The sequence below is a fragment of the Rhodococcus sp. NPDC127527 genome, from assembly GCF_042672245.1.
Lineage (GTDB): Bacteria > Actinomycetota > Actinomycetes > Mycobacteriales > Mycobacteriaceae > Rhodococcus_G.
Window position 1 is genome coordinate 1 of record NZ_JBHXVP010000026.1, and the last position, 19,071, is coordinate 19,071.

A 19,071-nucleotide genomic window follows, 5' to 3' on the forward strand; every position below is an offset into this window, starting at 1 on the left:
CGGTCCAACCGACCGAATGCGCCATTCGGGAAGGGGGGCGGCGGTCAGTGCCGGTCGAGGATGACGGCGAAGTCGGTGCCGGCGGGCAGCGAGCCGTACTCCAGGTCGCGGTCCGGGCCAAGGCGGGCGGCCAGGAACGCCTCGGCGACGGCGGTCGGTGCGGTGCGCAGCAGCAGCGACGCCTGCAGTCCCAGCGCCATCGACGCCGTGACCGCGCGGGCCCGCAGCTGGGCCTGTGCCGGGGCGAGGGTTGCGAGCTCGGCGAGCGCGCCCCGCATCCGGTCCTGGTGCGCGTCGAACAGCGCGGACGCGCCGCGGGCCTCGGCGAGCTCGGCGTCGAACGCCGCCACCGACTCTGGCTCACGGGTCATCGCACGCAGCACGTCGAGGGCGATGACGTTTCCGGAGCCCTCCCACACGGCCATCACCGGCTGCTCCCGGTACCGGCGGGCGAGGGGGAACGCCTCGGTGTAGCCGTTACCGCCGAGGCACTCGAGGGCCTCGTAGGCGTGGTGCGGCCCGCGCTTGCAGATCCAGTACTTCGCGACGGCGGTCGCCAGACGGCGGAACGCCTTCTCGGTGTCGTCGGCGTCCGCATCGTGGGCGCGGGCCAGGCGCAGCGCGGTGGCGGTCGCGGCCTCCGACTCGAGCGCGAGGTCCGCGGCAACCGCGGTCATCGCGGGCTGGTCGATCAGGGTCGCGCCGAACGCGGCGCGGTGTCGGACGTGCCACAGCGCCTCGGCGACGGACTGCCGCATGCCGGCGGTGGAGCCGTAGACACAGTCGAGGCGGGTACGCGAGACCATCTCGATGATCGTGCGGACGCCGCGGCCCGGCTCGCCGACGAGGTGGCCGACGGTGCCGTCGAGTTCGATCTCCGAGGACGCGTTGGACTTGTTGCCGAGCTTGTCCTTGAGCCGCTGGATCCGGAAGACGTTTCGGGTGCCGTCTTCCAGTACGCGCGGCACCAGGAAGCACGACAGACCGTCCCCTGTCTGCGCGAGGATCAGGAAGCCGTCCGACATCGGCGCCGAGCAGAACCACTTGTGCCCGGTCAGCGACCACGTGCCGTCCGAGTTCTGCACGGCACGGGTCGTGTTCGCCCGCACGTCCGAGCCGCCCTGCTTCTCGGTCATCGCCATGCCGAACAGCACCCCGGGCTTCTCGCCGGGCGCCGCGAGCCGGCCGTCGTAGCCGCGCGAGTACAACCGGGGCAGCCACAGCTCGGACAGCTCGGGCGAGAACTCGGCCAGGGCCGGAACCACGGAGTGGGTCATGGAGATCGGGCAGGAGTGGCCGGGCTCGATCTGCGCGAACATCATGAACGATGCGGCGCGGGCGACGTTCGCGCCCGGCTTCGGGTCGGCCCAGGCGGCGGTGTGCGCGCCGTGGGCGACCGCGGCGCCGATGATCCGGTGGTAGGCGGGATGGAACTCCACCTCGTCGATCCGGTTGCCGTACCTGTCGTGCGAGTGGAACTGCGGGGTGATCGTGTTCGCGAGTTCGGCGTCGTGCTGGAACGACTCGGTCCCGACCAACGCACCGACCTCGGTCAGCTCCTGCCGGGCCCAGTCGGCGTCGTAGCGCGCCACGCCTTCGATCAGCGGGACGTTCGAGGTGTACTCGTTGACGTCGACGCGCGGCGGCGCCTGGTTGAACACCTCGTGGGTGCGGAATCCGGACGGGGCGGTGGACGTCATCAGCGTGTTCCTTCGATCGATGTTGCTGGGCTGCTGGTGGTTTCGGGTGTGTCGGCCCGCTCGTAGCCGACGCCGTGCAGGCAGAACCGGAGGATCGCCTCGACCGTCCGGGTGTCGTCGGCGTCGTCGGCGGTGACCGCGTGGGTGGGGGACAGGCGGCCGGTCAGCGACTCGCTGATCGCGCCGATGAGGGCGGCCGCGGCGACCTCGAGGTGCTGTTGCGGGAACTCCCCGGACGCCATGCCCTCGCGCAGGATCTCCGTGGTCAGGGCGTGGTAGTCGGCGCGGTAGATCAGGCGCTCGGCGTCGATGCGCGGGTCCACGGGTTCGAACAGCAGCGACCACGCGAGCTGGCGCCCCTTGATGGCGCGCAGTGCGAAGGTCTCGACCACGGCGCGCAGCCGGTTCGCGGCGCCGTCGGCGGCGTCGACGGCGTCCCGGACCGCGGCGAGTTCCTGGTCCGCGCCGGCCCGGAACACCGACGCGAGCAGGTCGCCGCTGCCGTCGAAGTACGAGTACACCGAACCGACGCTCACCTCGCACCTCTCGGCGATCGCCTTCACCGTGGCCGCGGCGAAACCGCCCGTCGCGACTAGCGCGGTCGCCTCGCTGAGCAGGGCCTCGCGGCGCTGGGCCTGCGCGGCGCGGGTCTTCTCCGTCGATCGGTACGCCATCGAAGGGGCACCCTTTCCCGAAAGTATGAATCGTGATTCAATCCTTGGCAGTCGACTGTAGAACGAAACAACGGCGGCGGCAACGACCACCCCCCGCCTTCGTCGCCCGCCCATCCGAGGAGTGACTCCATGAACCTGACCACCATGCTCGAGAGCACGGCGCGCAAGTTCCCCGACAAGGACGCCGTGGTCTACGGGGACCGGCGGATCACCTACGCCGAGTTGCTCGCCGCGTCGAAGCGGGCCGCCGAGGTGCTGCGCGGTCGGGGCGTCGCCCGTGGTGACCGGGTGGCGGTGATGACCTACAACAGCCCCGGATTCGTGATCGCGGCTTTCGGTGCGTGGCGGGCCGGGGCGGCCCTGGTTCCGGTCAACCACAAGCTCGCCCCTCCGGAGATCGCGTACACCCTCGGGCACTGCGGAGCGAAGGTCGGCGTGGTGTCCGCGGATCTGCAGGCGAACGCGGAAGCCGGTGCGCCGCAAGTTGATTGGCTGCTGACCGAGCTGGGTGACGGCGGCGTCGGTGATGCCGACCGCGACTTCGACGCCCTCGTCGCCGACGCCGACGTGTGGGACGGGATCGACGTCGACGAGACCGAGATCGCGCAGGTGCTCTACACGTCGGGCACCACCAGCGCGCCGAAGGGCTGCCTGCACACGCACCGCTCGATCACGACCGTCGCGCCGTACATCTCGACCACGCTCGGTCTCGACCGCGACGAGCGGGTGCTCATCGCCATGCCGATCTGGCACGCTGCCCCACTCAACGTCTGGTTCGTCACCACCATGTTCCTCGGCGGCACGGTCGTGCTCATGCGCGAGTACGCGCCGCTGCCGTTCCTCGAGATCATCGGTGCGGAGCGGATCACCGCGTTCTTCGGCGCGCCGATCGCCTACCTGGCGCCGTTGCAGGCGGCGAAGGCGGCCGGCGTCGACCTCGCCGGCTTCGACTTCTCCACGATGCGGCGCTGGACCTACGGCGGCGCGCCGATCGGTGCGGAGGTCGCGCGTCAGCTGCAGCAGGCGTACCGGTCCGAGGACTTCTACCAGGTGTACGGCATGAGCGAGATGGGGCCGACCGGCACCGCCCTGTACCCGCACGAGCAGATCGCCAAGGCCGGGTCGATCGGGCGCGGCGGCATGCCCGGGGTCGACCTGCGGGTCGTCCGGCCCGACGGTGTCGACGCCGGTCCGGGGGAGACGGGCGAGATCTGGCTCGCCGGCGACACCCGGATGCTCGGTTACCTCGGCAACGACGAGGCCACCGCGGAGGTGTTCGAGGGTCGTTGGTACCGCAGCGGCGACGTCGCGCGGATCGACGAGGACGGCTACCTGTACATCGTCGACCGGACGAAGGACGTGATCATCACCGGCGGCGAGAACGTCTACTCCCAGGAGGTGGAGGAGGCGATCCGGCCGCGGGCGGACGTGCTCGACGTCGCGGTGATCGGTCGGCCGCACCCGCAATGGGGCGAGACGGTGGTCGCGGTGGTGGTGACGGTGGGTGGAGCGCCGCTCGACCTGGACGAGTTGCGCGACTACCTGGCCGACAAGCTGGCCCGATACAAGATCCCGCGGGAGCTGGTGGTGGTCGACGAGCTGCCCCGTAATCCCTCCGGAAAGCTCACCAAGCACGTGATCCGGGAGGCCGTCCTGTAGTCGTCGGCGGGCTGTCGCCGGGTCGCCTCGGCCCCGTGCTAACGTGCGCGCCGAGACTTTACCGACACCGTGTCGGTAAAGCTCGGCGCGTGCGGGCGTGGACGCCTGCCGTGCCCCGACTCGAAGGTGCAGGCGCGTAGATGAACGACTTCAGTGGAATCGACGGCTTTCTCGGAACCCGGGCCTCGTTGGCCATGGACGCGATGGTCCTCCTGATGGCGGTGGTGGTGGCGATCCTCGGGTGGAGCGTCTACCAGGTAAAGGCGCGACGCCGCTTCCCGCTGCATCGATCGGTGCAGCTCGGGCTCGGCGTCGCGCTGCTCGTCGCGGTGGTGCTCTTCGAGGTGGACGTCCGTTTCAACGGCTGGGAGGAGCGCGCCGCGGGGGTGGTCGGCGGCTCGGCCTCCGCCGCGGTGTGGACCGCACTGTCGATCCACCTGGTGTTCGCCGTCTTCTCGGTGCTGTTGTGGCCGGTGGTGATCGTCCGGGCCGTCCGCAACTTCGGGAAGCCGGCGCACCCGGGAGCGCACAGTGCGTGGCACCGGCGCTGGGCCCCGATCGCGGCGATCGGCATGACGTTGACCGCGGTGTCGTGTTGGGTCTTCTACGCGCTGGCCTTCGTCGCCTGACCGGTTGCGGTGCCGGTGTCGGCCCGGACTATGAATGAGCTTGCATGGTGATGCATAATCAATCGTATGGTCACTACTGCAGCTTCTGACTCGGCGTCGACGCCGATCCGGGTCGCCATCGCGGGGGCGAGCGGCTATGCGGGCGGCGAGATCCTGCGCCTGCTGCTCGGTCACCCCGCCTACCTCGACGGCTCGCTGACGATCGGCGCGCTCACCGCGGGCAGCAACGCCGGCGCGACGCTCGGCGAGTTCCACCCGCACCTGCTGCCGCTCGCCGGTCGGGTGCTCGAACCGACGACCCTCGACCGTCTCGACGGACACGACGTGGTGTTCCTCGGCCTGCCGCACGGCAACTCGGCCGAGATCGCCAAGCAGTTGCCGGAGCGGACGGTGATCATCGACTGCGGCGCCGACTTCCGGCTCCAGAGCGCCGCCGAGTGGGAGCGCTACTACAAGAGCGAGCACGCCGGGACCTGGCCGTACGGACTGCCCGAGTTGCCGGGCCACCGGGACAAGCTTGCCGGTGCCACCCGCATCGCGGTCCCCGGCTGCTACCCGACGGCCGCCAGCCTGGCCCTGGCGCCCGCCGTCGCCGCGGGCATCGTCGAGCCGCGGGTCACGGTGGTGGCCGTCAGCGGCACCTCCGGCGCCGGGCGGGCACCGAAGGCCGACCTGCTCGGCTCCGAGGTGATGGGCTCGGCGAGGGCGTACGGGGTGGGCGGCGTGCACCGGCACACCCCCGAGATCACCCAGAACCTCTCGGCGCTGGCCGGCACCGACGTCACTGTCTCGTTCACCCCGGTCCTCGCGCCGATGCCGCGCGGCATCCTCGCCACCTGCACCGCGCCGACCACCGTCTCGGTGGGTCGTGCCCGCGAGGTGTACGAGAAGGCCTACGCGGACGAGCCGTTCGTGCACGTGCTGCCGGAGAACGTCTACCCCCAGACCGGCGCGGTGATCGGCTCGAACGCCGTGCAGATCGGCGTCACCGTCGACGAGGCCGCGGGCCTGCTCGTCGTGATCGCCGCGATCGACAACCTCACCAAGGGCACGGCCGGCGGCGCCGTCCAGTCCATGAACCTCGCCCTTGGCCTGCCCGAGACCGCTGGTCTCTCGACCGTTGGAGTTGCCCCGTGAACGCTGTCCCCGTCATCCCCGATGCAGTCGAGGTCGCGGGCGGTCGCCTCGTGCGCACCCAGGGCGTCACCGCGCCCGCCGGGTTCCGGGGGGCCGGCATCGCCGCGGGCATCAAGGCCAGCGGGCGCCAGGACCTGGCCCTGGTCTTCAACGAGGGCCCGGACACCGCAGCTGCCGGGGTGTTCACCACAAACAAGGTCAAGGCCGCGCCGGTGCTGTGGTCGCAGCAGGTGCTGACCGGTGGCAGGCTGCGCGCGGTCGTGCTCAACTCCGGCGGCGCGAACGCCTGCACCGGCGCGCCCGGATTCCAGGACACCCACGCCACCGCCGAGCACGTGGCCGCGACGCTGAGCGACTGGGGCACCGAGACCGGTGCCGGCGAGGTCGCGGTGTGCTCGACCGGCCTGATCGGCGACCGGCTGCCCATGGACAAGCTGCTCGCCGGCGTCACCGAGATCGTGCACGAACTGGCCGGCGGGATCTCCGGCGGCACCGACGCCGCCTACGCGATCATGACCACCGACACCGTGCCCAAGCAGGCCGCCCTGCACCACGCGAACAAGTGGAACGTCGGCGGCATGGCCAAGGGAGCGGGCATGCTCGCGCCCGCCCTGGCCACGATGCTGTCGGTGGTCACCACCGACGCGGTCGCGACCGCCGCCCAGCTGGACGAGGCGTTGCGCGCCGCGACCCGGCTCTCGTTCGACCGGCTCGACGTCGACGGCGCCACCTCCACCAACGACACCGTGCTGCTGCTCTCGTCGGGCGCCAGCGGCGTCACCCCCACCCAGGACGAGCTCAACGCCGCGGTGCTGGCGGTCTGCGACGACCTCGCCGACCAGATGATGGCCGATGCCGAGGGCGTCACCAAGCGCGTCACCGTCACCGTCGCCGGCGCCGCCAGCGAGTCCGACGCGCTGATCGGCGCCCGGACCGTCGCCCGCGACAGCCTCGTCAAGACGGCGCTGTTCGGCTCCGACCCCAACTGGGGCCGGGTGCTCGCCGCGATCGGCGTCGCCCCGATCGAGCTGGATCCCGACCGGATCTCGGTGTCCTTCAACGGAAATCCGGTGTGTACCGACGGTGTCGGCGCGCCCGGTGCCCGCGAGGTCGACCTGTCCGGCATCGACATCGCCCTGCGCATCGAGCTCGGCGTCGGCGACGCGGAGGTCTCGATCCGCACCACCGACCTCTCGCACGCGTACGTCGAAGAGAACTCGGCGTACTCGTCATGACCGACAGCATCCTGGACCTGACGTCCAGCCAGAAGGCGTACGTCCTCGCCGAGGCGCTGCCCTGGCTGCAGCGCTTCCACGGCAAGATCGTCGTGGTCAAGTACGGCGGCAACGCGATGGTCGACGACGACCTCAAGGCGGCGTTCGCGCAGGACATGGCGTTCCTTCGGACCGTCGGCGTCCACCCCGTCGTCGTGCACGGCGGCGGGCCGCAGATCAACGCGATGCTGAAGCGGCTCGGCATGGAAGGCGAGTTCCGCGGCGGCTTCCGCGTCACCACCCCCGAGGTGATGGACGTGGTCCGGATGGTGCTCTTCGGTCAGGTCGGCCGGGAGCTGGTCGGCCTGATCAACGCCCACGGCCCGTACGCGGTCGGCATCTCCGGTGAGGACGCGCACCTGTTCACCGCGACCCGGCGCACCGTGCAGGTCGACGGGCAGGCCACGGACATCGGCCTGGTCGGCGACGTCACCACCGTCAACCCGGACGCGGTGCTCGATCTCGTTGCGGCCGGCCGTATTCCGGTGGTCTCCACCATTGCGCCCGACGCGGACGGCGTGGTGCACAACATCAACGCCGACACCGCCGCCGCGGCGCTGGCCGAGGCGATCGGCGCCGAGCGTCTGGTGATGCTCACCGACGTCGAGGGGCTGTACACGGACTGGCCCGACCGGTCCTCGCTCGCGACCGAGATCGATGCCGCCGCACTGGAACAACTGCTGCCCCGACTCGACGCGGGCATGGTGCCGAAGATGGAGGCCTGCCTGCGTGCGGTGCGCGGCGGCGTTCCGTCGGCGCACGTCATCGACGGTCGGGTCGCGCACTCGGTGCTACTGGAACTGCTCACCGGCGAGGGCATCGGCACGATGGTCACGCCGAACTCGGAAGGACACTCATGACCGAACCGCTGCAGCAGCGCTCGTCGCACGCGCTGATGAACACCTACGGCGTGCCCCGGGTGGCGCTGGTTCGCGGAGACGGCGCGGTGGTCACCGACGCCAACGGCAAGCAGTACCTCGACCTGCTGGCAGGCATCGCGGTCAACATCCTCGGCCATGCGCACCCCGCGATCGTCGACGCGGTCACGGCCCAGCTGTCGACTCTCGGACACACCTCGAACCTGTACGCCACCGAACCGCCGATCGCGCTGGCCGAGCAACTGCTCGCGCACCTCGGTGCGGGCGAGTCGTCGACGGGCGTGACCGGCCGGGTCTTCCTGTGCAACTCGGGAACCGAGGCCAACGAGGCGGCCTTCAAGCTGGCCCGGCTCACCGGACGGACCAAGATCGTCGCGGCCGAGAAGGCCTTCCACGGCCGGACCATGGGCGCGCTGGCGCTCACCGGTCAGCCCGACAAGCGGGCCCCGTTCGAGCCGATGCCCGCCGGTGTCGAGCACATTCCGTACGGCGACATCGCCGCACTCGACGCCGCGGTCGACTCCGACACCGCCGCGGTGTTCCTCGAACCGATCATGGGCGAGGCGGGCGTCGTGGTGCCGCCCGCGGGATACCTCGCCGAGGCCCGGCGGATCACGGCCGAGCGGGGCGCCCTGCTCATCCTCGACGAGGTACAGACCGGAATCGGCCGGACCGGCTGGTTCTACGCGCACCAGGCCGTCGGGATCGTGCCGGACGTGATGACACTCGCCAAGGGGCTCGGCGGCGGGATGCCGATCGGTGCCTGCATCGCGACCGGGGCCGCGGCCGAGCTGCTCAGTCCCGGCAAGCACGGCACCACCTTCGGGGGCAACCCGGTCAGCGCGGCCGCCGCGCTCGCGGTGCTGCGCACCGTCGCCGACCTGGACCTGGTCAGTCACGCCGACAGCCTCGGCAAGCACCTGACCGAGGCCATCGAGGGGCTCGGGCATCCGCTCGTCGACCACGTCCGGGGGGCGGGCCTGCTGCTCGGCATCGTGCTCACCTCGGATCTGGCGCCGGAGGTCGAGGCCGCGGCCCGTGCGGCCGGATACCTCGTCAACGCGTCGCAGCCGGGCGTGATCCGGCTTGCGCCGCCGCTCATCCTCACCGAGGAGCAGGCGGACGGCTTCGTCGCCGCGCTGCCGGCGATCCTCGACACCGCCGCGGCGGAAGGGAAGTAGAGATCATGACCAGCATCAAGGACTCGAGCGGAGCCCGCGGAGCGAGCATCAAACACTTCTTGCGTGACGACGACCTGACTCCGGAGCAGCAGGCCGAGGTCCTGGCCCTGGCCGCCGCGCTGAAGAAGGACCCGTTCGCCAAGCAGACCCTCGCGGGTCCGCGCGGCGTCGGCGTCATCTTCGAGAAGAACTCGACCCGCACCCGCTTCTCGTTCGAGATGGGGATCGCGCAGCTCGGCGGGCACGCGGTCGTCGTCGACGGCCGCAGCACCCAGCTCGGTCGCGAGGAGACGCTGCAGGACACCGGCCGGGTGCTCTCGCGGTACGTCGACGCGGTCGTGTGGCGCACCTTCGGGCAGAAGCGGCTCGAGCAGATGGCAGCGGGCGCAACGGTTCCCATCGTCAACGCACTCTCCGACGAGTTCCACCCCTGCCAGGTGCTCGCGGACCTGCAGACCCTGGCCGAGCGCAAGGGCGAGCTCGCGGGCTTGCGGCTGACCTACCTCGGCGACGGCGCCAACAACATGGCCCACTCGCTGTTGCTCGGCGGCGTCACCGCGGGCGTGCACGTCACCGTCGCGGCCCCGGCGGGCTTCGCGCCGCTGCCGTGGGTGCTCGAACTCGCCGAGGCCCGTGCGGCGCAGACCGGTGCGACGATCACCGTGACCGACGACCCGCAGGCCGCGGCCGACGGCGCGGACGCGCTGGTCACGGACGCGTGGACGTCGATGGGTCAGGAGAACGACGGGCTCGACCGGGTCGGGCCGTTCCGGCCGTTCCAGATCAACCAGGCGCTGCTCGACCGCGCCGCCGACGACGCGGTGGTCCTGCACTGCCTGCCCGCGCACCGCGGCGAGGAGATCACCGACGAGGTGCTCGACGGACCGCAGAGCGCGGTGTGGGACGAGGCGGAGAACCGGCTGCACGCCCAGAAGGCGCTGCTGGTGTGGCTGCTCGAGCAGCGTGGCGGGAACCAGCCGTGACCACCGCCCGCTCCGTCGCGTCGAGCCGGCCGTCCGCCGTCGACCCCTCGGGCGAAGCCTCGGGTCGAGTTCCCTCGGGCGAAGCCTCGGGTCGAGTTCCCTCGGGCGAAGCCTCGGGTCGAGTTTCGGTCGCGCACACCCGGGCCGGTCGGCAGTCGCGGATCACCGCGCTGCTCGCCGTGCACGAGGTTCGCAGCCAGCCGGAGCTGGCCGCGCTGCTCGCGGCCGAGGGCATCGAGGTGTCCAACGCGACGCTCTCGCGTGACCTCGAGGAGCTCGGCGCGGTGAAGCTGCGGGCGGCGGACGGGGGAGCGGGCGTCTACGTCGTCCCCGAGGACGGCAGTCCCGTGCGCGGGGTTTCCGGCGGAACGGACCGGCTCGCGCGCCTGCTCGGGGAGCTTCTCGTCTCCACGGACGCGAGCGGGAACCTGGCCGTTCTGCGCACACCGCCGGGAGCCGCGCACTACCTCGCGAGTGCCCTCGACCGGGCTTCGTTGCCGGAGGTTGTGGGAACCATCGCCGGGGATGACACCATTCTTGTTATCGCCCGCGAACCACTGACGGGCAGCCAGCTCGCCGACATGATCGAGAAGCTGGCCTGACCAGTGTGTTTCGCGCCGTCAGGCGCGATGCGCGATCGAACAACTTCACCATTCTCGAAGATTTCAACCTGAAGGAGCACACAGACCATGGCTGAACGCGTCGTACTCGCCTACTCCGGCGGACTGGACACCTCGGTGGCCATCAGCTGGATCGGCAAGGAGACCGGCAAAGAGGTCGTCGCCGTCGCCATCGACCTCGGCCAGGGCGGCGAGGACATGGAGGTCGTGCGCCAGCGTGCCCTCGACTGCGGCGCCGTCGAGTCCGTCGTGGTCGATGCCCGCGACGAGTTCGCGAACGAGTACTGCCTGCCGACCATCCAGGCCAACGCGCTGTACATGGACCGCTACCCGCTGGTGTCCGCGATCAGCCGCCCGCTGATCGTCAAGCACATCGTCGAGGCGGCCCGCGCCCACGGCGGCACCGTCGTCTCGCACGGCTGCACCGGCAAGGGCAACGACCAGGTCCGCTTCGAGGTCGGCTTCGGCGCCCTCGCGCCCGACCTCGAGGTCATCGCGCCGGTCCGTGACTACGCCTGGACCCGGGAGAAGGCGATCGCCTTCGCCGAGGAGAACAACATCCCGATCAACGTCACCAAGCGTTCGCCGTTCTCGATCGACCAGAACGTGTGGGGCCGCGCGGTGGAGACCGGCTTCCTCGAGGACCTGTGGAACGCGCCCACCAAGGACGTCTACGACTACACCCAGGACCCGACGCTCAACTGGAACACCCCCGACGAGCTGATCATCAGCTTCGAGGCCGGCAAGCCGGTCGCGATCGACGGCAAGCCCGTCACTGTGCTCGAGGCCATCCAGGAGCTCAACAAGCGCGCCGGTGCCCAGGGCGTCGGTCGCCTCGACGTGGTCGAGGACCGCCTCGTCGGCATCAAGAGCCGCGAGATCTACGAGGCCCCCGGCGCGATGGTGCTCATCACCGCCCACCAGGAGCTCGAGCACGTCACCCTCGAGCGTGAGCTGGGCCGCTACAAGCGTCAGATGGAGCAGCGCTGGAGCGAGCTGGTCTACGACGGTCTGTGGTTCTCGCCGCTCAAGGACGCCCTCGACTCGTTCGTCGCCAAGACCCAGGAGCGGGTCACCGGTGACATCCGGCTGTTCCTGCACGGCGGCGCGATCACCGTCAACGGTCGCCGCAGCCCGGAGTCGCTCTACGACTTCAACCTCGCCACCTACGACGAGGGCGACACCTTCGACCAGTCCTACGCGAAGGGCTTCGTCAACATCCACGGCCTGTCCTCCAAGGTCGCGGCCAAGCGGGACCTGGGTCTGTAGGCATGTCGGAGAGTTCGCACGGCACGAACGAAGGCGCGCTGTGGGGCGGGCGGTTCGAGTCCGGACCGGCCGCCGCCATGGCGGCGCTGAGCAAGTCCACGCACTTCGACTGGGTGCTCGCGCCCTACGACGTGCGCGCCTCGCAGGCGCACGCGCGGGTGCTGCACGCGGCGGGACTGCTCGGTGACGCCGACCTGGCCACGATGCTGGACGGCCTCGAGCGTCTCGGCGCCGACGTGGCCAGCGGCGCGTTCGTGCCGGCGGATTCCGACGAGGACGTGCACGGCGCCCTCGAACGGGGACTGATCGAGCGGGTCGGGCCGGAGGTCGGCGGCAGGCTGCGCGCCGGCCGGTCCCGAAACGACCAGGTCGCCACGCTGTTCCGGATGTGGCTGCGCGACGCCGTCCGCCGGGTGGCGGCCGGGGTGCTCGACGTCGTCGACGCCCTCGCCACCCAGGCCGCGGCCCACCCGGCCGCGGTGATGCCCGGCAAGACGCACCTGCAGGCGGCGCAGCCCGTGCTGCTCGCGCACCACCTGCTCGCGCACGCGCATCCGCTGCTGCGGGACGTCCAGCGGCTCGCCGACTTCGACAAGCGCGCCGCGATCTCGCCGTACGGATCGGGCGCGCTGGCGGGATCGTCGCTGGGGCTCAACCCCGACGCGATCGCGGCCGAGCTGAAGTTCGACGCGGCGGCGGACAACTCGATCGACGCCACCTCCTCGCGGGACTTCGCGGCCGAGGCGGCCTTCGTGCTGGCGATGATCGGGGTGGACCTGTCGCGGATGGCCGAGGAGGTCATCATCTGGAGCACACCGGAGTTCGGCTACATCACGCTCGCCGACGCCTGGTCGACCGGGTCGTCGATCATGCCGCAGAAGAAGAACCCGGACGTCTCCGAACTCACCCGCGGCAAGGCCGGGCGCCTGATCGGCAACCTGACGGGTCTGCTCGCGACCCTCAAGGCGCAGCCGCTGGCGTACAACCGGGATCTGCAGGAGGACAAGGAACCGGTCTTCGACTCGGTGGCACAGCTCGAGCTGCTGCTGCCCGCGATCACCGGACTCGTGTCGACCCTCGAGTTCCACACCGAGCGGATGGCGGAACTGGCACCTGCGGGCTTCACCCTCGCCACGGACATCGCCGAATGGATGGTGCGCCAGGGAGTTCCGTTCCGCGTTGCGCACGAGGCCGCGGGTGGTTGCGTCCGGGCCGCCGAGGCGCGCGGCGTCGGTCTCGAGGACCTGACCGACGAGGAGTTGGCGGCGGTCGATCCGGCGCTCACCCCCGCGGTTCGGGAGGTGCTCACCGTGGAAGGGTCCATCTCCTCGCGTAACGCCAGGGGCGGAACCGCCGGTGTACAGGTCGCACGACAGCTCGACGGGGTGCGGGAGTCGGTGCGCGCGCTGCAGGGCTGGATCGGCAACTAGCGAATCACTCGGCAGCGCGGGAATATAGTGGCCGGTACACACCGGCTTGATCCTTATGGGGGCGCTGCAGTGAGTTGGTATCCGGAGGTTCTGAACGGTTCGGTGCGACGCGTGGTCGCCACCGCACAGAACGGTCTCGAGGTCGTCCGGTTGGGCGGCCTCGAGACCGAGGCGAGGCCGTCGGAATTTCGAGTGGTCGAGCGCAAGCCGATGTATCGGCTGCGGCGTTACTTCGCTGACGAGGCGGACGCCTCGCGTCCGCCGGTGGTGCTGGTGCCGCCGATGATGATGGCCGCCGACGTGTACGACGTCGCCCAGGATCAGGGTGCGGTCGGAATGCTGCACGGCATGGGACTGGATCCGTGGGTGGTCGACTTCGGTTCGCCCGCAACGGAGGACGGCGGTTGGGGTCGTACCCTCGCCGATCACATCCTCGCGATCGACGAGATCGTCGACACCGTCCACGGGCACACCGGCCGGGACGTGCACCTCGCCGGGTACTCACAGGGCGGCATGTTCGCGTATCAGGCGGCCGCCTACCGGCGGTGCAGGAACATCGCCACGCTGATCACCTTCGGTGCCCCGGTGGACACCCTTGCGGCGCTCCCGTTCGGGATCCCGGCGGGGGTGGCCACCCGGACGGCGGACTTCCTTGCCGACCACGTGTTCAACCGGCTCGCGGTCACCGGCTGGATGGCCCGCACCGGCTTCCAGCTCCTCGACCCGGTCAAGACCGCCAAGTCCCGGCTCGAGTTCCTGCGTCAGTTGCACGACCGGGAGGCGTTGCTGCCGCGCGAGCAGCAGCGGCGGTTCCTCGCGACCGACGGCTGGGTCGCCTGGTCCGGGCCCGCCGTGGCCGACGTGCTCAAGCAGTTCATCGCCCACAACCGGATGATGTCCGGTGGCTTCGTGATCGGAGACCGCCTGGTCTCTCTCGCGGAACTGACCTGCCCGATCCTGGCCTTCGTCGGGGAGGTCGACGACATCGGTCAGCCGGTCGCTGTGCGGGGCATCCGCAAGGCCGCGCCGAAGGCGGAGATCTTCGAGACAACGCTTCGGGCAGGACATTTCGGACTCGTGGTCGGGTCGCTGGCCGCCTCGCAGACCTGGCCGATCACCGGTGAGTGGGTGCGCTGGCGGGACGGACTCGGGCCGCGACCGGAGCGCATCGAGGAGATGTCCTACGAGGACCAGCCGGCGACCGAGACCGGTGTCTCGGTCAGTGACCGTCTGCTGCACACCGGGGCGTCCATCGCGGAGGTCGGTGTCGGCGTGACGAAGGGCGTCTTCGACGTCACGGCCCAGGCGGTCCGTGGCAGTCGCGAGCTGTCCGCGGAGGCCGTGCGGGCGCTGCCGCGTCTGGTGCGGCTCGGTCAGATCCAGCCGCACACGACCATCTCCCTCGGCAAGCTGCTGGCGGAGGCCGGCGCGAGGTCCCCCAAGGCCGAGTGCTTCCTGTTCGACGACCGTGCGTACACCAATGCGGCCGTCAACACCCGAATCGACAACGTCGTCAAGGGCCTGATCTCGACCGGGGTGCGCCCCGCGTCCCGGATCGCGGTCCTGATGGAGACCAGGCCCAGTGCCCTCACCACGATCGCCGCGCTGTCCCGCATCGGCGCGGTGGCGGTGTTGATACCGCCGGCCGGGGACCTGGAGAACGCGGCGCGCCTGGGCAAGGCGGAGATGGTCGTCACCGATCCGGACAACCTGCGTGCGGCGGAGTCGCTGGGCCTGCGGGTGCTGGTGCTCGGCGGCGGCGAGTCTCGGGTGCTCGACATCGAACCGGGCTCGGAGACGATCGACCTGGAGCGGATCGACCCGTCGCGGGTGCACATGCCCGCCTGGTACCGGCCGAACCCGGGCCGCGCCAACGAACTCGCCTTCGTACTGTTCGGCAGGTTCGGCGGTCACCTCGAGGCCAAGCACGTCACCAACCATCGCTGGGCTCTGTCCGCGTTCGGCACCGCGACGGCGGCGAATCTGGGACGCGGCGACACCGTCTATTCGGTTGCGCCGCTCTACCACCCGTCGCTGCTACTGGCCACTCTCGGCGGTGCCATCGCGGGCGGTTCGCGGATCGCGTTGACCCGTGGACTGGATCCGGAGCGGTTCGCGACCGAGGTACACCGCTACGGCGTCACCGTCGTGGCGTACACCTGGACGATGCTGCGGGAGTTGGTCGACAGTCCGGACTTCGCCCTCGACGCCTCGCACCCGATCCGGCTGTTCGTCGGTTCGGGTATGCCCGAGGGGCTCTGGCTGCGCACCATGAAGCGATTCGAGCCTGCACGGGTGCTCGAGTTCTACGCCTCCACCGAGGGCGCCGTGGTGCTGGCGAACGTCTCGGGTGCGAAGCCCGGCGCGAAGGGCAGGCCGCTGCCGGGCAGCACCCCGGTCCGTATCGCCGCCTACGACCCGATCGCCGGCACGTTCCTCGAGGACGAACGCGGGCTCGTGCGCGAATGCGGGGTCGACGAGGTCGGATTGCTGCTGGGGCAGGCCACCGGCAGCGAGGCGATCAGCGGCGCCGTGCGCGGGGTGTTCGGTGCGGGTGACGCGTGGGTGCCGACCGAGCACCTGTTCCGCCGCGACGCCGACGGCGACTACTGGCTGATGGACGAGAAGAACTTCGTCGTCCGGGCGCTGCGCGGTCCGGTGTACGGGCAGCCGATCGTCGATGCGCTCGGCGGACTCGCGCAGGTCGACCTGGCCGTGGTCTACGGCGTCCCGGCAGGGGAGGAGGAGCTTGCGGTCGCCGCGTTGACGCTGCGTCCCGGCAGTTCGCTCACCGCGGTCGACCTCGCCGACTGCCTCGCCGAGCTGACCCCGGCCGAGCGTCCGGACCTGGTGCACGTCGTTCCCGAGATCGCGATCAGCAGTTCCTACCGCCCGCGGCGCTCGGCACTGGCCGCCGCGGGTCTGCCGTCCCCGAGCGTCCGGTCGTGGTACTACGACCCGGAGAAGGACGGCTACCGGCGGCTGACCCGGGCGGTGCTGACCGAGCTGCGCGAGCAGGGCAGTCGGGCGCTGACCGGCTAGCCGGGTAGCCTGACCGAGTTCTTAAGTTCCGACCGCGAGAGGACCCGTTGTGGCGCTAGATCCCACCCTGCTGAGCATTCTTGCCTGCCCGCAGGACAAGGGCCCGCTGTTGCTGGTCGACGACGAACTGCTCTACAACCCGCGGCTGCGCCGTGCCTACCCGATCGAGGACGGCATCCCGGTGCTGCTCGTCGACGAGGCGCGCGACGTCTCCGAGGACGAGCACGAGGATCTGGTCGCGCGCGCCGAGGGCTCCGCCGGCGCCTGAGCGGGCTGTTCTCGAGGTGGCGCACGCGCGGCGGGTCGATCGAGCGCTGGCTGCGGCCGACCCGCTGACGGCGGCCCACCTGGTCCTCGGCTCGACCCTGACGGTGGACGGGGTGCGGGTCCGGATAGTCGAGGTGGAGGCGTACGGCGGGGACGAGGCCGGGCCGTGGCCCGACCCGGCCGCGCACTCGTATCCGGGCCCGACGCGTCGCAACGCGGTGATGTTCGGTCCGGCCGGACGGCTGTACGTGTACCTCAGTCACGGACTGCACCACTGCATGAACGTCACCTGTGCGGAGACGGGCACCGCGGGTGCGGTGCTGTTGCGGGCCGCGGAGGTCGTCGGGGGCGAGGAGATCGTCAGAGCGCGGCGGGGGCCGGATCGGCGGCTGCGTGATCTCGCCCGGGGGCCGGGCAATCTGGGGCAGGCGCTGGGGATCACCCTGGCGGACAACGGGTCCGACCTGTTCGGCGCCCGATCACGGCTGAACCTGGAGTTGGGCCCCGCGGTTCGCGCGGAGGCAGGTCCGCGGGTGGGCATCTCCCGGGCGGCCGATCGCCCGTGGCGGCTGTGGGATCCGAACTCTCCCGCCGTCTCGGCCTATCGCCGCAGCCCGCGTGCACCGATCATCCCGAGTGCGGGATGATCGGGGACGTGACTGTGAACATCATCGACGAACTGAGCTGGCGCGGACTGATCGCGCAATCCACCGATCTCGACACCCTGCGCCGGGATGCCGATGCCGCTCCGGTCACGCTCTATGCCGGGTTCGACCCGACCGGACCGAGCCTGCATGCCGGACACCTGGTTCCCCTGTTGGCGCTCAAGCGGTTTCAGATGGCAGGGCACAAGCCGATCGTGCTGGCTGGCGGCGCGACCGGACTGATCGGGGATCCACGGGACGTGGGGGAGCGGACGATGAACTCCGCCGACACCGTCGCGGAATGGGCCGGGCGGATCCGGGCGCAGCTCGAGCGTTTCGTCGACTTCGACGGTGCGAACGCGGCCGTGATCGAGAACAACATGAACTGGACCGGCCAGTTGTCCGCCATCGACTTCCTCCGCGACATCGGCAAGCACTTCTCGGTGAACGTGATGCTGGCCCGCGACACGGTGAAGCGTCGGCTCGAGTCCGACGGGATGTCCTACACCGAGTTCAGCTACATGCTGTTGCAGGCCAACGACTACCTGCAGCTGCGCCGTGAGCGCGGGTGCACGCTGCAGATCGGTGGCTCCGACCAGTGGGGCAACATCATCGCCGGCGTCGAGCTGAACCGGCGAGTGGACGGGGAGTCCGTGCACGCCATGACGGTGCCGCTGGTCACGTCCTCGGACGGCAAGAAGTTCGGCAAGTCGACCGGCGGTGGCAGCCTCTGGCTCGACCCTGAGATGACCAGCCCGTACGCCTGGTACCAGTACTTCGTGAACACCGGCGACGCCGACGTCGTCCGCTACCTGCGCTGGTTCACCTTCCTGGACCAGGCCGAACTCGCCGAGCTCGAGGCGGCGACCGCGGAGCGACCGCAGGCGCGCGTCGCGCAGCGGCGCCTGGCCGCCGAGATGACCACGCTCGTGCACGGCGCGCACAACACCGCCGCCGTCGAACTCGCCAGCCAGGCACTGTTCGGGCGTGCCGAGCTCGCCGACCTCGACGAGGCCACCCTCGCGGCGGCGCTCACCGAGGCCTCGGTCGCGCAGGTGCGCGCGGGCGAGCCGACCACCATCGTCGACCTGCTGGTCGCGAGCGGGCTCTGCGAGAGCAAGGGTGCGGCCCGTCGCACGGTCAAGGAGGGCGGCGCCTCGGTGAACAACGCGCGAATCTCCTCCGAGGAGTGGGAGCCGGCGACCACCGATCTGCTGCACGGCCAGTGGCTCGTGGTCCGTCGCGGGAAGCGGAACTTCGCGGGAATTCAGGTGTTGCCGGCCTGAGTCGGCGCACGGTGGCGCGAGTCACATCGATGTAATTCGAGATGATTCGCGCCACCGAGCATGCTCGCGGAGCCGCCACCAGCAGATTTGTTCGACGGATTCGCTCCGACCAGGCGATTTGCCTCCGCGTTCATCGCCGCGTAACTTTTGTCGAGTCAGAGCGACACGGACACCGACCCGGCCGAGAGGCGCGGGACACGGAGTGCGGAGCCGCTCGGCGAAAGCCGCTCAGAAGGATCCGGGTTTGCGCCCGGCGACAAACTGGGTTAGGCTGGAACAGTTGCCCCGGAGCGGCCGAGAGTGACTCTTGCAGAAATGTTGGAGCTCGGTGGTGATGGTGTGTGCGTGTTCTTTGAGAACTCAACAGTGTGCCGATGAATGTCAGTGCCAAATGTTTT

General features: G+C 70.4%; 16 protein-coding genes. 14 read left to right on the top strand and 2 right to left on the bottom strand.

Features of this window, described 5'->3' with window-relative positions; translation table 11 throughout:
* Window positions 1-44 precede the first annotated feature (44 nt).
* Together ACFVH2_RS24560 and ACFVH2_RS24565 are read right to left on the bottom strand one after the other, a co-directional pair.
* The gene (locus ACFVH2_RS24560) at window positions 45-1,700 is read right to left on the bottom strand and encodes an acyl-CoA dehydrogenase family protein (RefSeq protein WP_378428406.1); all 1,656 of its coding nucleotides are present in this window, start codon (window positions 1,698-1,700) and stop codon (window positions 45-47) included.
* On the bottom strand, window positions 1,700-2,374 hold the full coding sequence (locus tag ACFVH2_RS24565; RefSeq protein ID WP_378428408.1) for a TetR/AcrR family transcriptional regulator: 675 nt from the start codon (window positions 2,372-2,374) through the stop codon (window positions 1,700-1,702). Before ACFVH2_RS24565 ends, ACFVH2_RS24560 begins: the two co-directional genes overlap by 1 nt.
* A 129-nt stretch (window positions 2,375-2,503) precedes the next feature.
* Here ACFVH2_RS24565 and ACFVH2_RS24570 point away from each other — a divergent pair, with 129 nt between their 5' ends.
* The 14 genes from ACFVH2_RS24570 (at window position 2,504) to tyrS (ending at window position 18,673) form a co-directional block, all read left to right on the top strand.
* Window positions 2,504-4,033, top strand: coding sequence for an AMP-binding protein (locus ACFVH2_RS24570; protein WP_378428410.1), 1,530 nt, complete (start codon window positions 2,504-2,506; stop codon window positions 4,031-4,033).
* A gap of 140 nt (window positions 4,034-4,173) precedes the next feature.
* On the top strand, window positions 4,174-4,662 hold the full coding sequence (locus ACFVH2_RS24575; protein WP_378428412.1) for a DUF420 domain-containing protein: 489 nt from the start codon (window positions 4,174-4,176) through the stop codon (window positions 4,660-4,662).
* Between the two features lie 66 nt (window positions 4,663-4,728).
* Window positions 4,729-5,799, top strand: coding sequence for an N-acetyl-gamma-glutamyl-phosphate reductase (gene argC / locus ACFVH2_RS24580; protein WP_378428414.1), 1,071 nt, complete (start codon window positions 4,729-4,731; stop codon window positions 5,797-5,799).
* A complete protein-coding gene (gene argJ / locus ACFVH2_RS24585; RefSeq protein WP_378428416.1) occupies window positions 5,796-7,034 on the top strand; it encodes a bifunctional glutamate N-acetyltransferase/amino-acid acetyltransferase ArgJ in 1,239 nt (412 codons plus the stop codon). The genes argC and argJ overlap by 4 nt, the downstream gene beginning before the upstream one ends.
* Window positions 7,031-7,933, top strand: coding sequence for an acetylglutamate kinase (gene argB, locus ACFVH2_RS24590; RefSeq protein WP_378428418.1), 903 nt, complete (start codon window positions 7,031-7,033; stop codon window positions 7,931-7,933). Before argJ ends, argB begins: the two co-directional genes overlap by 4 nt.
* Entirely contained in the window at window positions 7,930-9,132 is a 1,203-nt protein-coding gene (locus tag ACFVH2_RS24595) for an acetylornithine transaminase (RefSeq protein WP_378428420.1), read from the top strand. The genes argB and ACFVH2_RS24595 overlap by 4 nt, the downstream gene beginning before the upstream one ends.
* A 5-nt stretch (window positions 9,133-9,137) precedes the next feature.
* The gene (gene argF, locus ACFVH2_RS24600; RefSeq protein WP_378428422.1) at window positions 9,138-10,115 is read left to right on the top strand and encodes an ornithine carbamoyltransferase; all 978 of its coding nucleotides are present in this window, start codon (window positions 9,138-9,140) and stop codon (window positions 10,113-10,115) included.
* Complete coding sequence (locus tag ACFVH2_RS24605) at window positions 10,112-10,717, top strand: arginine repressor (protein ID WP_378428423.1); 606 nt, start codon at window positions 10,112-10,114, stop codon at window positions 10,715-10,717. The genes argF and ACFVH2_RS24605 overlap by 4 nt, the downstream gene beginning before the upstream one ends.
* Window positions 10,718-10,804: 87 nt before the next feature.
* Window positions 10,805-12,004: an argininosuccinate synthase gene (locus tag ACFVH2_RS24610; protein WP_305091519.1), complete on the top strand. Its 1,200-nt coding sequence runs from the start codon at window positions 10,805-10,807 to the stop codon at window positions 12,002-12,004.
* 2 nt (window positions 12,005-12,006) lie between these two features.
* Entirely contained in the window at window positions 12,007-13,434 is a 1,428-nt protein-coding gene (gene argH, locus ACFVH2_RS24615) for an argininosuccinate lyase (RefSeq protein WP_378428425.1), read from the top strand.
* A gap of 69 nt (window positions 13,435-13,503) precedes the next feature.
* The gene (locus ACFVH2_RS24620; protein ID WP_378428427.1) at window positions 13,504-16,476 is read left to right on the top strand and encodes an AMP-binding protein; all 2,973 of its coding nucleotides are present in this window, start codon (window positions 13,504-13,506) and stop codon (window positions 16,474-16,476) included.
* Between the two features lie 49 nt (window positions 16,477-16,525).
* The gene (locus ACFVH2_RS24625; protein ID WP_378428429.1) at window positions 16,526-16,744 is read left to right on the top strand and encodes a Trm112 family protein; all 219 of its coding nucleotides are present in this window, start codon (window positions 16,526-16,528) and stop codon (window positions 16,742-16,744) included.
* A 16-nt stretch (window positions 16,745-16,760) separates the two neighbouring features.
* On the top strand, window positions 16,761-17,390 hold the full coding sequence (locus ACFVH2_RS24630) for a DNA-3-methyladenine glycosylase (protein WP_378428431.1): 630 nt from the start codon (window positions 16,761-16,763) through the stop codon (window positions 17,388-17,390).
* A gap of 8 nt (window positions 17,391-17,398) precedes the next feature.
* Window positions 17,399-18,673 carry a tyrosine--tRNA ligase gene (tyrS, locus tag ACFVH2_RS24635; RefSeq protein ID WP_378428433.1) on the top strand — a complete coding sequence of 425 codons (1,275 nt, stop codon included), beginning with the start codon at window positions 17,399-17,401 and terminating at the stop codon, window positions 18,671-18,673.
* The last annotated feature ends 398 nt before the right edge of the window (window positions 18,674-19,071 follow it).

Excerpts from the sequence above, each read along its gene's own strand:
- ACFVH2_RS24575 (WP_378428412.1), top strand. The coding sequence starts at position 4,174 with ATGAACGACTTCAGTGGAATCGACGGCTTTCTCGGAACCCGGGCCTCG.
- ACFVH2_RS24565 (WP_378428408.1), bottom strand. The coding sequence starts at position 2,374 with ATGGCGTACCGATCGACGGAGAAGACCCGCGCCGCGCAGGCCCAGCGC.
- argF (WP_378428422.1), top strand. The coding sequence starts at position 9,138 with ATGACCAGCATCAAGGACTCGAGCGGAGCCCGCGGAGCGAGCATCAAA.
- argB (WP_378428418.1), top strand. The coding sequence starts at position 7,031 with ATGACCGACAGCATCCTGGACCTGACGTCCAGCCAGAAGGCGTACGTC.
- ACFVH2_RS24595 (WP_378428420.1), top strand. The coding sequence starts at position 7,930 with ATGACCGAACCGCTGCAGCAGCGCTCGTCGCACGCGCTGATGAACACC.
- ACFVH2_RS24610 (WP_305091519.1), top strand. The coding sequence starts at position 10,805 with ATGGCTGAACGCGTCGTACTCGCCTACTCCGGCGGACTGGACACCTCG.
- argC (WP_378428414.1), top strand. The coding sequence starts at position 4,729 with ATGGTCACTACTGCAGCTTCTGACTCGGCGTCGACGCCGATCCGGGTC.
- ACFVH2_RS24560 (WP_378428406.1), bottom strand. The coding sequence starts at position 1,700 with ATGACGTCCACCGCCCCGTCCGGATTCCGCACCCACGAGGTGTTCAAC.
- ACFVH2_RS24570 (WP_378428410.1), top strand. The coding sequence starts at position 2,504 with ATGAACCTGACCACCATGCTCGAGAGCACGGCGCGCAAGTTCCCCGAC.
- argH (WP_378428425.1), top strand. The coding sequence starts at position 12,007 with ATGTCGGAGAGTTCGCACGGCACGAACGAAGGCGCGCTGTGGGGCGGG.